Genomic DNA, 15300 nt, shown 5'->3' on the forward strand with positions numbered 1-15300 from the left:
AATAAAAATTTCAAGGAGGAATAAAAAATGATTATTAACACAAATGTAGCTGCATTGAATTCATACAATCAGCTAAGTCAAACAAACAACAACATGCAGAAGTCTTTAGAAAGATTGTCATCAGGTTCAAGAATTAATAGAGCTGCTGATGATGCTGCAGGATTAGCAATCAGTGAAAAAATGAACTCACAGACAAGAGGTTTAGCACAGGCACAGAGAAATGCTCAGGATGGTATTTCAATGATTCAAACAGCTGAGGGTGCTTTAAAAGAAACTCACTCTATTTTACAGAGAATGAGAGAATTATCTGTTCAGTCAGCAAACGATACAAACACAGGTGACGATAGAGCAGAAATTCAAAAGGAAATTGACCAGTTAAGTGAAGAAATAACAAGAATTGGTGAAACAACTGAGTTTAACACTAAGGCATTATTAGATGGTGAATTTTCAGGTACTTTCCAGATTGGTGCCAATGAAGGTCAGAATATGGAAGTTTCAGTTAATGATATGAGAGCTAATGAATTAGGAGTTTCTGATAAATCAACACAAACTACTTCAGCAACTATTGCCTTTGAAGATTCTGGGAGTTATGATGTTGAAAAACTTGATACAGCAGTAGCAACTGGAACAATCAATGGTGCTAATTACGTAATGAAAGATGCTGATGGAGATGTTGTAGCATCTAGTACAAATGGTTCTTCATATACAGCTTTAGAGGCTTCTACTTCTTTAAGTGACTTAGAAAGTGGTAGTGGAACTGCATCAACTATCAATTTTGACTTTGGTTCGGAAATTGCAGGAACCGTTTCAGTTGATGTAGAAGGAACTGGGTCTGATACTGAATATATTGCAGAAACTGGATTAAATGTTTCTACTCAAGAAAAAGCAGATGCAGCAATAACTACTTTAGATGAGGCAATTAAAACTGTTTCAGCAGAAAGATCTAAACTTGGTGCTGTACAGAATAGACTTGATCATACAATCAATAACTTAAGTGCTTCTGAAGAAAACTTAACAGCTGCTAATAGTCGTATTAAAGATGTAGATATGGCTAAAGAAATGATGAACATGAGTAAGCAGCAGATACTTTCTCAGGCAGGAACAGCAATGTTAGCTCAGGCTAACCAGATGCCACAGGGAGTATTACAACTCTTAGGTTAATAACTTGAAGAGATAGAATATAATATAAATTCATAATAAGCCGGCCGGTTTTCCGGCTGGCTTATAAAAACCTGCAAGGATGCGGGTTGGAATAAGAATAACACAAAAATTTCAAGGAGGAATAAAAAATGATTATTAACACAAATGTAGCTGCATTGAATTCATACAATCAGCTAAGTCAAACAAACAACAACATGCAGAAGTCTTTAGAGAGATTGTCATCAGGTTCAAGAATTAATAGAGCTGCTGATGATGCTGCAGGATTAGCTATCAGTGAAAAAATGAACTCACAGACAAGAGGTCTAGCACAGGCACAGAGAAATGCTCAGGATGGTATTTCAATGATTCAAACAGCTGAGGGTGCTTTAAAAGAAACACACTCTATTTTACAGAGAATGAGAGAATTATCTGTTCAGTCAGCAAACGATACAAACACAGGTGACGATAGAGCAGAAATTCAAAAGGAAATTGACCAGTTAAGTGAAGAAATAACAAGAATTGGTGAAACAACTGAGTTTAACACTAAGGCATTATTAGATGGTGATTTTGCGGGTACTTTCCAGATTGGTGCTAATGAAGGTCAGAACATGGAAGTTTCAGTTAATGATATGAGAGCTAATGCTCTAGATGTTTCAGATCAGGCGACTGAAGTAACAGGAGCTACTACTGGTACTGCTATAGCTGGTGGAGGTAAATTTAGTATAGAAGAATTTGATAATTCAGTTGCTACTGGTACTCTGACATCAGCTGAAACAGTTTTACGTAATGATGAGGGTAAAGTTGTTGGTTATTCAACTGAGACAGAACCTACTTCATTTACTACATTGGATGCTGCTGTTGAAGATGATGCTGCTGCTTCAACTGGTAACTCCGTTAGTATTGATTTTGGTGCTACTCAAGTTGCAGGAACAATTTCATTAGAAGAAGAATTGAGTGCAAGTGGAACAACAGCAACATATAATGCAGAAACAGGAATAAATGTATCAACACAGGAAAAAGCAGATGCAGCAATAACAACTTTAGATGAGGCAATTAAAACAGTTTCAGCGGAAAGATCTAAACTTGGTGCTGTACAGAACAGACTTGATCACACAATCAACAACTTAAGTGCTTCTGAAGAGAACTTAACAGCTGCTAATAGTCGTATTAAAGATGTAGATATGGCTAAAGAAATGATGAATATGAGTAAGCAGCAGATACTTTCTCAGGCAGGAACAGCAATGTTAGCTCAGGCTAATCAAATGCCACAGGGAGTATTACAACTCTTAGGTTAATAACTTGAAGAGATAAAATATAATATAAATTCATAATAAGCCGGCCGGTTTTCCGGCTGGCTTATTTATTAGAAAGGGTGGAGGCTGTTATGAAAGTAGATAGTTTTGAATCTGTCTCAAAAATAAGCAGACAGAGTTTTGATAATGATAATAAGCGTATGAAAGAAGTAGATCAAAGCATAAAAAGCCAACCTGAATCTCTTCAAGAAATAAATGAATATAGCCAGGAAGAACTTGAAGATGATGTTAGAGAATCTGTAAAAGATATCAATGATATAGTTCAGAAAGTAAAAGAAGATCTATCATTTGAAGTACATGATGAAACAGATAGAATGATGGTTAAAGTAATAGATAGAAGAACAAAAGAAGTAATAAAAGAACTACCACCAGAAGAGATGCTGGATTTATCAGCAAGGATTCACGAAATGGTCGGCTTATTAATTGACGAGAAAGTTTAGAAAGTAGGTGGTTTAAATGGCAATGAGTTTAGGTGGTTTAGCAAGTGGAATGGATACAGAATCGATTATACAGCAGTTAATGTCGTTTGAGAGACAGCCTCTTTATAGGTATGAAGCAGAAAAAACTGAATTAAATACAGCAAAGAGTGCCTGGAGAGATGTCAATAGTCGCATAAATAATCTTGAAAAAAAGTTATCTCCTTTAAAGTTATCATCTACATTTAATTCAAATAAAGCTTCATCTGATGCTAAGGAAGTTGCTAATGCAACTGTTAGTAGTGAGGCGGATAAAGGAATTTATGATGTTACCGTAAAGCAAACAGCTCAAAGTAATCGCCTGGGTAGTACTCAAAAATTGAATAAAGATAATCTTTTAACAGATGAGTTAACAAATCTTGCTGATGTAAGTGGAGATATAATACTTAATGAATCTAAAGATAACGAAGCAGTTATTTCTGTTACAAATGATGATACTCTATCATCTTTAGCGGATAAAATAAATGAAGCTGAGGCAGGAGTTAACGCCTCGATTGTAGATGGCCATCTTGTTTTAGAAAGTGCTGAGACCGGTTTAGAAAATGCACTCTCAATAACCGATAATGCTAATGGGCTAATGACAGAACTAGGTTTTTCTGGTGATTTGAATGATATTAGTAATGCAGCAGTTCTTCAGACAGCAAATGATGCTGAAATAGAAATTAATGGGATTACCAATATAACCAGCTCAAGCAATAGTTTTAGTGAAGCTGTTGAAGGTGTTACTTTTAATATAGATAAAGATGCAGAAGTTGATTCGACTGCAACAATTACAGTCGAACAGGATACTGGTAAAGCAACAAAAGCAGTACAAGCCTTTGTTGATCAATACAATAGTACTATGAATTTTATTGATTCTAAGTCATATTATGATTCTGATAGTGAGGATGCAGGTACTCTACAGGGTGATAGTACTTTAATGAGAGTTCAAATGCGTTTGCGTAACCTTGCTACAGATAGAATTAATACAACTGGTGATTATCGTAGTCTTTCTGCAGTTGGAATAAGTGTTGATCGTGAGGGAGTAATGAGTTTAGATAGTGAAAAATTCACTTCAGCTCTTCAGGAATCACCAGAACAAGTTATGAATTTGTTTAAAGCATCATCTGATGAAGAAGGATATGATGGTGTTGCTAATAAACTGGATGGATATGTAGATCAATTAATTCAGTCAAATACTGGTGTGATTCCAAGAAGATTAGATTATTTTGATAATCAAATTAGTAGAATTGATGATGATATTACATCACTTGAAGATAGTTTAGAGAGAACTAGAGAAAGATATGAAAGTCAATTTACAGCTATGGAAACTGCTTTAGCAGAGATGCAGCAGCAGTCAAGCTGGATGACAAGTCAAATAAATTCTCTAAATAGCTCCAGTATTAGCAGTATGATGTAGATTTAATAGGAGGTAAACATTAAGATGTTACTTACAATAGGAATGATGGTAAAAAATGAAGAAAAACACTTAGCAGAATGTCTTAGTAGTTTAGAAAGTATTAGAGAAGAACTTGATTCAGAGCTGGTTATTGTTGATACCGGCTCTGATGATAATACAGTAGAAATAGCAAAAGAATATACCGATAAAGTTTACTTTCATGAATGGAATGATAATTTTTCTGAGATGAGAAATACTGTAATTGATTATGCGAATGGTGATTGGTTTTTCACTTTAGATGGTGATGAAGTTGTTTCTAATCCTAAAACAATAATTGATTTTTTTAAGAGTGGTAATTATAAGGAATATAAAACTGTATTTGTTACACAGAAAAACTATACTAACTTAGAAGAAAATAGATTTTCAAAGATATTACAGGCAAGACTTTTTGAAACTAAAGATTTTCATTATAAAGGTGCAGTACACAACCAACCCCAATACAAAAAGCCTGTCTATGAATTAGATACTATCCTAGAACATTATGGCTATGTATCTTCTGATGAAGATTTGATTGAAAAAAAATTCAAGAGAACTTCTAATATTTTAAAACAAGAATTAGAAAAAGATCCAACCAACGTTTATTATTGGTTTCAGTTATCTAAAAGTTATAACATGCATAAAGATCAGGAAGATGCCCTGGATGCTATTGAAGAGGCTTATAAAGTAGCTCAAGAAAATGATCTTGATTTATCAATTAGAATGTATGTTTTGATTCAATTAGCTAAGATGTATTTAATTAATAATCGTTATAAAATGGCAGAAAAAATTGTTGAAAATGCGCTTGATATTAAAGATGGTTATGTAGATTTATATTATTATTTAGCCAGGGCACAATTATTACAGGGAAAAAAAGAAGAAGGATTAAGTAATTTTAAGGAATATATTAAATTAATAAATAATTATGATCAAACTAACAGTAAAATCGATACATCTGTTGATGATGAGACAATGGGAAATTATAATATAGCCTATCGTTTTATTATTGCTTTAGCTGCAGATTTAGAAATTGAAACAGATTATGCGATTGAAGCAGCTTTTAAAATAGATGTTAATTCACAATTACAACATGCTATTCATCCCTTTATTTCTATTTGTTTAAATAATCGGAGACATATGGAGCTTAAAAAGTTTTATCTTGAACAATTAGAAAATAAAAATTTAAAAACTAAATTCATTAATCTTTTAGAAAAATTAAAATCTAATTTAATTATTGAAGAAAAAGAGAAAGTTAATTCACTTTTTACTGATTTAGAAGATAATAGAGAATATAGTTTATTAAATAAGGTTAGAGAAAATATTTATCAAAAAAGTTATCAGGTTAATATTGAGCAATTGGTAGATATTAATTATAATACTAACCCTGACTATTATGGGGATATTTTTTATTATTTATTAAAAATGAAAAATAATGACACTACTTATAAATTACTAACTAATATTAGGGAAGAAAATTTAAACAGATTTATTAGTTATTTAAATGATAAGTATGATGATTTATCTGATGTTATGATGTCTTTTGTTGATTTGGATGTTAAAGGAATTGCTGAGGCAAGAGTTAATAAATCTCTAAGTCGTTATCTATTAGCTTTAGATAATGAAGTTGAGAAAACTAATAAAACTATTATTGAAAATTATTTAAGTGCTGGGAAAAAATATATAGAAAAATTATATACTAAGGAAATTATTAAAAATGAGCTAATATATGAATTGAAAAGTGAAGAAGAAGCATTTTTACTTTATATGTATAAAGCTTTTGAGGTTAAAGAAGATGACTTAAAGATTTATATTCAATATTTACGTAAAGCAATCGATATTTATCCTTTAATGAAAAAAGTTGTTGAGACTTTGATGTTAGAGGTTAAAGAAGAGCAAGGTAAGATTAATAAAATGGAAGAGATCAAAGATGATATTAAATCTAAGGTAGAAACAATGATATCTAATAATAATTTAATAGGGGCTGAAAAAACACTAACAGAATATCAACAAAGATTTAAAATTGATGAAGATATATATTCTATGAAATCAATTATTTTAATTAATAAGGGTTTTTTAGAAGAAGCTAAAGAAGTTTTAATTAAAGGATTAGAAATCTATCCTAATAATTTTGATTTGAACTTTAACTTATCTTTTGTTTATGAAAACTTAGATAAATTAGAAAGAAGTATTGTTCAATATCATCGAGCAGAAGAGTTAGCTAAAAATAAGGTAGAAATCCAAGAAGTTGAAAAATCTTTAAATCGTATTAAAACTAATAATAAAAGTGCTGATATTAGCAAAAAAGAAAAAGTTGTTTTCTTTTGTAAAAAAGGCTTAGACAATTTTATTGATGATCTCATTAAAGGTCTATCTGATTTTTATGAAACTAAAAAAGTAATTGTAAATAAATATGATCAAATCGATAAATGGATTGAATGGTCAGATATAGTGTGGTTTGAATGGTGTGATGAATTAGTTATCTATGGTAGCAAATTAGATTTAGCTAGAGACAAGAAAATGGTTTGTAGGTTGCATAGTTATGAAGCTTTTACTAATTATATAAGTAAAGTTAATTGGTCAAATATTGATAGAATAATTTTTGTAGCAGAACATATTAGAGAATTTGTTTTAAATCAGTTACAGGGAATAAATATTAAGAATAAATCTGTTATTATTCCGAATGGGTTAAATGCTAATAAATTTAATTACAGAAGAAGAAAACATGGATATAATTTAGCATATGTAGGATTAATAAATTATAAAAAAGGTCCAATGCTTGCATTGCAACTTATTAAAGCATTAGCAGATATTAATAAAAAGTATAAGTTATTCATTGCTGGTAAATTTGAACAAGCAAGGTATTCATTATATTTTAAGCAAATGATAAAAGATATGAATCTTCAGGAAAATGTTTATTTTGAAGGTTGGCAGGATGATATTGATAAGTGGTTAGAAAATAAAAATTATATAATTTCTAGTAGTGTGTTAGAAAGTCAACATTTATCTATTATGGAGGCTATGAGTAAAGGAATAAAACCAATTGTTCATAACTTTGTTGGAGCAAAAAATATTTATCCTGAAAAATATATTTGGAATTCTATTAATCAGGGTATAGAATTGATTAGAAATTCTGATTATAGTTCAATGGAATACAAGAAATTCATTCAAAACAATTACTCTTTAAAAAAACAAATATCAAAGACTAAATCATTACTGGAAAAAATTAATAAGGAAAATTCAAAACATGAATTCGATTATAATTCATATTGGAATATGAGGTTGAATAATAAATTTGACATAGAAGGTGTTGGATATATTGGATTAGGTAAAATCTATAACAAATATCTGTATAATATAAGATTTGATATATTAAAACACATAGTAAACAAATCATTTATCAGTTTAAAAAACAAAGATATTTTAGAATTAGGACCTGGGATAGGAATATTTACAGATTATTTTTTCAAGTCAAATGTTGGTAAATATCGGGGAATCGACATAGCAAAAAAATCTATAGTTGAATTATCTAAAAAATATAAAGAGTTTAATTTTATTCATGGAGATATATCTAACCCAGATAATTTTGGTGATAGCAAGTATGATTTGATATTTGCAGCAGATGTTTTATTACATCAAACTAATGAAAAAAAATATAATGCTACAATAAAAAACATTTATAGTAGTTTAAAAGATAATGGAATTGTTATTCTCTTTGATCCAATATCAGTCATCGGTACAAAAAGTAAATCCGAACATGTTATTATAAGAGATATTGAGTATATAAAAAAGATATTGAATAAAAATGGATTGGATTTATTTGCTTTATTACCTACATCTTTTTTTATGAATAATCCATTTGATGCAAATTTATTGGAGGAGAATAAAGCGGATGTTATTAATTTATTTAAATATATTAATAATATTTTTGGTGGATCGAACTTGCCTTTGAAATCAAAAGAAATTTTAGCTAAATGGTTGTCTATGTTAGAAAGAAAATGTTTAGTTTCAAAAGGTTTTGGTTTATCTCAGAAAGTATTAATAATAACCAAAAATGGGAAAGATGATATTTTTAAAGAACAAAATATAAATATAGAAAATATTTGGGACATAAATAATATAGAAGCGAATATCATAAAAAACAAAAATATACTTGCTAATGATAATTATATTAATAAAGATAATTTGATACTTAAATTTGAGAAATTAATTAACCCAATCATTACTTAGTTATTTATGGAGGAATAGAATATCATGACAAAACTCAAATTTGCATTAGTTGGTTGTGGAAGAATAGCCAAAAAACATACAGAAGCATTAAATGAACTTGAGGAAGCAAAATTAGTCTCTGTTTGTGATCTTAAAGAAGATAAAGCAAAAGAATATGGAGAAAAATTCAATATTCCATATTATACAAGTTATGATGAAATGCTACAGAATGAAGATGTTGATATAGTTAATATTTTAACTCCAAGTGGTTTACATGCTGAACATACAATAGATATCGTAAGCAAATATCAAAAAAATATAATTGTAGAAAAACCGATGGCTTTAAAATTAGATGATGCAGATGAAATGATAAGAACCTGTGATGAAAATGGAGTTAGATTATTTGTAGTTAAACAGAATAGATACAATTTACCTGTAATGAAATTGAGAGAAGCGGTAGAAGAAGGTCGCTTTGGGAAGATGGTTATGGGAACTGTTAGAGTAAGATGGTCTAGGCATCAGCATTACTATGATATGGATGACTGGAGAGGTACTTGGTCTATGGATGGTGGTGCTTTAACAAATCAGGCATCTCATCATATTGATCTTTTAGAATGGATGATGGGGGAACCTGTTGAAGTGTCAGCTCAAACTGCAACTAGATTAGTAGATATTGAGGTTGAAGATACAGGAGCTGTAATCATTAAATTTGCTAATGGATCTATTGGAATAATAGAGGCTACAACAGCAACTCGCCCCAGTGATCTAGAAGGTTCTTTATCTGTAATGGGAGAAAAGGGTGCTGTAGTAATTGGTGGTTATGCAGTCAACAAAATGGAAACCTGGCAGTTTGAAGATGAAAGAGAAAGTGACAAAACTGTGATGGGAGAATATAAAGAAAATCCGCCTAATGTTTATGGTTTCGGTCATAAACGATATATTGCTGATGTCATTGATGCAGTTAAAAATGATAAAAAAGCACTTGTTGATGGTTTGGAAGGAAGAAAGTCTCTAGAACTTATTAATGCCATCTACGAAGCTGCTGAAACAGGGGAGACTGTAAAACTTAGGTTTGAGCCCAAGAAAAGCAAGTTGGGGATAAGGGAGAAATAAACGATGAAAAAAGTTATTTTTATGGGAAATAAACCAATTGGATATAAATGTCTAAGTAGTTTAATAGAAAATTGTAATATTAAAGTATTAGGAGTATTAACTAAGAAATTAAGCCAAGATGTTTGGTGGAATGATAAATATAGAGTTGCTTTATTAGCAAATGATAATAATATTCCTATCTTAAATTTAGATGATTTAGATAGTTTAGATTTTGACTTCATTTTCTCTGTTCAGTATCATAAAATATTAAAGCGAGAAATATTAAATTTACCTAAGTATGAAGCTATTAATTTACATATGGCTCCTTTACCGGATTATAGAGGGTGTAACCAATTTACTTTTGCAATTATTAATAAAGAAAGAGAATTTGGGACTACCCTTCATATTATGGATGAAGGCGTGGACTCAGGAGATATTTTATATGAAAAAAGATTTAAAATTGACTCAAATATAGTAGTTGGAGATTTATATAAATTAACAGAAAAGAAGTCAGTTGAATTATTTAAAGAAAATATAGACAATATAATTAATTTAGATTATAAACCAATTTCACAAGATAAACTAATAGAATCTAGGTCGCTACATTATTATGAAAGAAAAGATATTTATGATATAAAGGAATTAAATCTATCATGGTCAAAAGAAAAGATACATAGATATGTTCGGGCATTATATTTTCCACCTTTTGAGCCCCCTTATATAAAATTTAACGAACAAAAAATATTTTTAACATTAGATTGGAAGTGATTTTGTGTCTATACCTTTTATGGAATTATCTGATTCATATGACTTAATTTATGATGAGGTAATGGAGAAAATAAAAAAGATAATAGATAATACCAGATTTATTGGTGGAAAAGAGATAATAAAATTTGAAAAAGAATTTTCAGATTATTGTAATGTAAAAAATGCAGTGGCCTGTGGTAATGGTACTGATGCTATAATGATAGCCTTAAAAGCTTTAGACATTGGTCCAGGAGATACAGTTATTACAGTGCCACATACTTTTATTGCAACAGCTGAAGCAGTAACAGCTGTTGGAGCAGAGGTTGATTTTGTAGATATAGATGAAAAAACTTATACTATGTCTCCAGAAAAACTGGAAGAATACATAGAGAAAAATATAGATGAAAAAAACATTAAAGCAATAATACCAGTGCATTTATATGGCCAGATGGCGGATATGCCAGCAGTAATGGAAATAGCGGATAAGTATGATCTGAAAGTAATCGAAGATTCAGCCCAGGGGCATGGAGCCCAAATTGATGGTATGGGTCCCGGAGAATACGGAGACTTTGCTACTTTTTCTTTTTATCCAGGTAAAAACTTAGGTGCTTTTGGCGATGCTGGAGCCCTGGTAACAAATGATGATGGGCTTGCTAAAAAAGCAAAGATGCTTAGTAATCATGGCCGATATAATGAAAAGTATACTCACCAAATAGAGGGATATAACAGCAGAATGGATTCTATTCAGGCTGCAGTCTTAAGAATAAAATTAAAATATTTAGATCAGTGGACAGAGATGAGAATTAAGAATGCTGAAAAATATGATGAGTTTCTAAAAGATAAAGATATTGTAACTCCCTTTGTTAGAGATGATTCTAAACATGTTTATCATCTTTATGTAGTAAGGGTTAATGATAGAGATGAATTAAAAAGCAAATTAAAAGATAATAATATTTCAGCTGGGATTCATTACCCAATACCACTACATTTGCAGCCTGCATATAACTATTTGGGTTATAAAAAAGGAGATTTCCCTGTAACTGAACAGGTAAGTGAAGAGATATTATCTTTACCTATGTGGCCAGAATTAACATCAAAAGAACAAACTGAAATTGTGGATAAAATATTATCATTACAGAAAGGATAATTATGAATATATATTTGAATGAAGAATTATTAGAAATAAATAGTATTAACAAACTAGAAATAGCTGAAAATATCAATTTAGAGTTAGAAAAAGAAATAATAGAAAAAATATATTTAGACGAAATTGAAGTTACTTTAGATTATTTTCTTAATAATGACTTAGATTTAGAAAGATTTGATAAGATTAAATTTATAAGCAAAGATGTTAATCAATTAATAGCAGAAAGTCTTCGGGAAGCTGAAAAATATTTACCAAAATTAAAACAGGGTTTAAAAGATACTGCAGAAGAGTTAAGAACAGGTAGTATTGATCAGGCTTCTGAACTATTGAATCATAGTATTGATGGTTTAGAATGGTATTTAAATATTTTAAATAGTATTCTTGATTTAAGAGAAGAAGATACATTGTCCAAAAATTTAAAGAACTACATTGAAAAGTTTAATCTTGCTTTAAATCGTACCATGATTTCTTTAAAAAAAGAAGAGTATAATGACCTGGCTGATCTACTAGAAGCTGAAATCATTTCATATCTGGAAACATTAAGTGAGTTTAATAAACAGTTATTAGAAGAAACAAACTAATAAAATATTATAAAGAGGTGAATAAAATGTCTGCTGTAGAAAAAACTAATTCTGTCTTAACTCAAATTAAAAATTTACTTATTCAAAAGTTAAATCAGCCTGAAAAAAATGAAAATAAACTAGAAAAAGGTGACAGATTTACTAAATCACAGCAGCTAGAAAAAGTCACCTATGATCTGGAAGACTTTGCAGCTTCTAATGCAATTAAAAGGCCAATAAGAATTAATGACAGCAATAATATCTTTTTTATTAACCATAATAATCGTAATAAAGCTGTGAAAATAGAGCCTGGGGAGTATAATTTAACAGAGCTTCAGTCTGCTATACATCAGCAGGTTAACGAAGAATTTGGAATCGGTAAAGTAAGCCTTAAAATAACAGCTTCAGGTAGGGATCGTTTTATCTATGCTGAAGACAGCAGCAGTCAGAAATTGCTGGATGAAAAGGTATAGAATTTTCATTTTTGACCTTTTATTTGTTTTGTGTAATACTTAAATCAGAATTATTATTATATAAAACAAAAAAAGTGTGATATTATTCCTAAAATATATGTAGCTACTGATAAGGATACAAAAAACAAAAGGTCATCATTTAAGAGTCACAGTTTTAAATTTTAAAATCATATATTGAAAACACCTCAGAAATATCCATAGAAAAAGAAGAAAAATTAAAAGCTCCACTATTAGAGAAGTGTAATGTAGGAAGATTAAATCCAGATGGAGTACGTCATCTATATATAGCAGAGTGTTTACCGAAAGAAAGATTGATTATCAAATTGAGTAATCTAAAAGGTGGTATTCTCTTAACATAAATTTCAATAAAATAAAGGAAAAATTCCTTCTATGTTTAATTATTAATATAGGGATTATATTTTTTTAGATGAACGGAGGACAATTATGACTGAGGTATATCCAAATTCATTTTTGGCAGAAGTCTTATTTGAAGTCAATTTTGAGAGTAATGAGGATTGGGATTGGACTATTCCATCTGAGTATTATAATGAAATTAAAGAAGTTTTTTCAAAAAAGAAACAGGAAAAAGGATTAATATTCAACATTGAAAATAAAGATGAAGATTTTTATTTAAATAATCCCGCAACGGAAGAGACCAATAAATTAATTTTTATTAATGAAGAGGAACAGATTTTTATTCAGATAACTCCACAAACTTTCACTATCAATTTTTTAGAATATAATAAGTGGGTTAATTTTAGGAGTAAAGTTAAAAAATATTTTGATAAATACAAAAAAATGCTTCCCGAAGTAAAGATACTGGATATGAAACTTAGATATATTAATAAATTTGAAAAACAAAGTTTTAGTTCGGATTACAGCAACTATTTTAAGATAGCGCCTAAACTACCCATTGATAAAAAATCAAATAAATTTCTTATTAAAAATGAGCTAGAATATAGCGAATTAGACTCAAAATTATATTTAACGGTTGGTAACCCATTAACTGATGTGAATTTTATTGTTTTAGATTTTAATTTTATGACCACTAATCCGGAAAATATAAAAGAATATAATAATTGGCTTGATAAAGCTCATGAGAGTATTAAAACTGCCTTTGAGTCCTGTATAACTGATAAAACTCGTGAAATATTGAATAAGGAGGTATAATAAGTATGCCAGCTATTACAGCTCCTCTAAATGACTTTGGTCCTTCTTCTTTATCTTTAACAATAATCAGGAAAGATAAGGATAATAAAAAAGAAAAAGAATTCCAATCTATTGAAGCAGAATATATTTGTGATTCTGATTTAAAAAAAGCAATAAATATAATGAATAATATCAATCGTGGATATAGCAGCGCTTTATCTATTGGCAAAATAATTGATAACGAAATAAATTCTAAAAAGATTATTTTAGATATCTTTAAGGAGAGTAGAGACTTTACTAAGAAAGAAGCACAGTTATATAAAGAATCAATTGATGAACTATTTAATAATACCGGAAGGAAGTTATATGATATATGATGCCGGAATTTATAGATTTCACAAAATCTTTATTTCCTTCAATAGACCCTTATATAGCTGATGAAGTAAAAGAATCTCTCAAACAGTTTGAGGAAAATGGTGGTCGCTATAAGTGTTTTACTAACCATTCTTTTTCTTTTTTAAGTCAGGGAGATATTCTTGATAAACTTAAATTCATCAAAATTAGTGAAGGTGGTCAAATAATTGAAAAAGAATTAAAAGCATTATTACTTTCTAATACTTGTGATGCTGAAAATGATGATGTTCTGTTATTTGCCCCTTTAATCCCACTAGCAAACTTAAAAGTAAATCATGATACTTTAAAGAAAAATAGAATCTATAAATTGTTATATTTTCCCGGCCATAGATATGATGACTATGTTGTAGATTTAAGTTTAGTTAGTAGTTTTTCTAAAGGGTTAATCAATAAACTCTTAAATAATGAAATCATTCAAAAAGAAGCATCATTAAGTGATTTTGGTTATTATTTATTTTTGGCCAAATTAACTGTTCATTTTATGAGACCGGAAGATACTGAAGTTCAAGAAATGCGAGAAGTTTAATATGAAATTTAAGTTTTCTCTGGTGTCTTAAGGAATGGTATTATTTTAATTATTTTTGTGAAAAAAATAACAATAAAGCGAGGTATTTCTGATAGCGGTTTTAATATATAGATAGTTTTTAAAAAAAGACATATTAACATCGATAAATTGCTACTTTTATTTAATAATTAATATGCTAAAATTATAGTAAATAAATTAAAAAGAGTAAAATATGATCAAAGATATTAAAACCCTTAATTTGTTAATTAAAAATTGCAATTAGTGGATTTTTAACCTCAAATTTGTTAAAATAAAGATATAATCCAATAAAAAGATAATGGAGGACATAAAATATGGTTAAAAACTGCTACATCTGCGGTGATTTAACTAAAAATGACTCCGGCCTCTGTGATGATTGTCAGGAAAAAAATCAGTACAAACTTCGTCAGATTAAAGATTATCTCTGGGACCATCCCAATTCTACAGTCAAAAAAATACACAAAGAGACCGGTGTTGATGAAAAGTTAATCCGCAAATATATTCGAGAGGATAAATTTATTATCAGCAACACAATAGAATATGATCAGGACTAATGAGCCACCTTGCAGAAGGTGGTTTTTCTGATGTTTAATGATATTTTTCGACATAAAATTACAAAATAAAA

Annotated in this window: 14 protein-coding genes; all 14 read left to right on the forward strand. The window is 29.5% G+C overall.

From position 1 onward, the window contains the following. Positions 1 to 27: 27 nt before the first annotated feature. The 14 genes from C7958_RS16010 to C7958_RS07675 all read left to right on the forward strand — a co-directional run bounded on the left by C7958_RS16010 (position 28) and on the right by C7958_RS07675 (position 15229). Positions 28 to 1161 (forward strand): flagellin N-terminal helical domain-containing protein, encoded by a 1134-nt coding sequence (locus C7958_RS16010; protein ID WP_111572075.1) that lies wholly within the window; start codon positions 28 to 30, stop codon positions 1159 to 1161. Positions 1162 to 1289: 128 nt separating this feature from the next. Further along, positions 1290 to 2435: a flagellin N-terminal helical domain-containing protein gene (locus C7958_RS16015; RefSeq protein WP_111572076.1), complete on the forward strand. Its 1146-nt coding sequence runs from the start codon at positions 1290 to 1292 to the stop codon at positions 2433 to 2435. An 89-nt stretch (positions 2436 to 2524) separates the two neighbouring features. Beyond that, positions 2525 to 2893, forward strand: coding sequence for a flagellar protein FlaG (locus C7958_RS07620; protein WP_111572077.1), 369 nt, complete (start codon positions 2525 to 2527; stop codon positions 2891 to 2893). A 16-nt stretch (positions 2894 to 2909) separates the two neighbouring features. After that, entirely contained in the window at positions 2910 to 4328 is a 1419-nt protein-coding gene (gene fliD, locus C7958_RS07625) for a flagellar filament capping protein FliD (protein WP_111572078.1), read from the forward strand. A 24-nt stretch (positions 4329 to 4352) separates the two neighbouring features. Further along, positions 4353 to 8570 (forward strand): glycosyltransferase, encoded by a 4218-nt coding sequence (locus C7958_RS07630; protein ID WP_111572079.1) that lies wholly within the window; start codon positions 4353 to 4355, stop codon positions 8568 to 8570. A 24-nt stretch (positions 8571 to 8594) separates the two neighbouring features. Then, on the forward strand, positions 8595 to 9662 hold the full coding sequence (locus C7958_RS07635) for a Gfo/Idh/MocA family protein (RefSeq protein ID WP_111572080.1): 1068 nt from the start codon (positions 8595 to 8597) through the stop codon (positions 9660 to 9662). A 3-nt stretch (positions 9663 to 9665) separates the two neighbouring features. Continuing rightward, positions 9666 to 10409, forward strand: coding sequence for a formyltransferase family protein (locus C7958_RS07640; RefSeq protein WP_111572081.1), 744 nt, complete (start codon positions 9666 to 9668; stop codon positions 10407 to 10409). 4 nt (positions 10410 to 10413) lie between these two features. After that, positions 10414 to 11535, forward strand: coding sequence for a DegT/DnrJ/EryC1/StrS family aminotransferase (locus tag C7958_RS07645; protein ID WP_208320742.1), 1122 nt, complete (start codon positions 10414 to 10416; stop codon positions 11533 to 11535). A gap of 2 nt (positions 11536 to 11537) precedes the next feature. Continuing rightward, on the forward strand, positions 11538 to 12116 hold the full coding sequence (locus tag C7958_RS07650) for a hypothetical protein (protein ID WP_111572082.1): 579 nt from the start codon (positions 11538 to 11540) through the stop codon (positions 12114 to 12116). 26 nt (positions 12117 to 12142) lie between these two features. Further along, a complete protein-coding gene (locus C7958_RS07655; protein ID WP_111572083.1) occupies positions 12143 to 12568 on the forward strand; it encodes a hypothetical protein in 426 nt (141 codons plus the stop codon). 444 nt (positions 12569 to 13012) lie between these two features. Further along, positions 13013 to 13738, forward strand: a complete 726-nt coding sequence (locus C7958_RS07660) for a TIGR04255 family protein (protein ID WP_111572084.1) — start codon at positions 13013 to 13015, stop codon at positions 13736 to 13738. A gap of 5 nt (positions 13739 to 13743) precedes the next feature. After that, entirely contained in the window at positions 13744 to 14094 is a 351-nt protein-coding gene (locus tag C7958_RS07665) for a hypothetical protein (protein WP_111572085.1), read from the forward strand. After that, the gene (locus tag C7958_RS07670) at positions 14094 to 14657 is read left to right on the forward strand and encodes a hypothetical protein (RefSeq protein ID WP_133986786.1); all 564 of its coding nucleotides are present in this window, start codon (positions 14094 to 14096) and stop codon (positions 14655 to 14657) included. The genes C7958_RS07665 and C7958_RS07670 overlap by 1 nt, the downstream gene beginning before the upstream one ends. Positions 14658 to 14989: 332 nt before the next feature. Next, entirely contained in the window at positions 14990 to 15229 is a 240-nt protein-coding gene (locus tag C7958_RS07675; RefSeq protein WP_111572087.1) for a hypothetical protein, read from the forward strand. The last annotated feature ends 71 nt before the right edge of the window (positions 15230 to 15300 follow it).

It is taken from the genome of Halanaerobium saccharolyticum (assembly GCF_003259895.1).
Lineage (GTDB): Bacteria > Bacillota > Halanaerobiia > Halanaerobiales > Halanaerobiaceae > Halanaerobium > Halanaerobium saccharolyticum_A.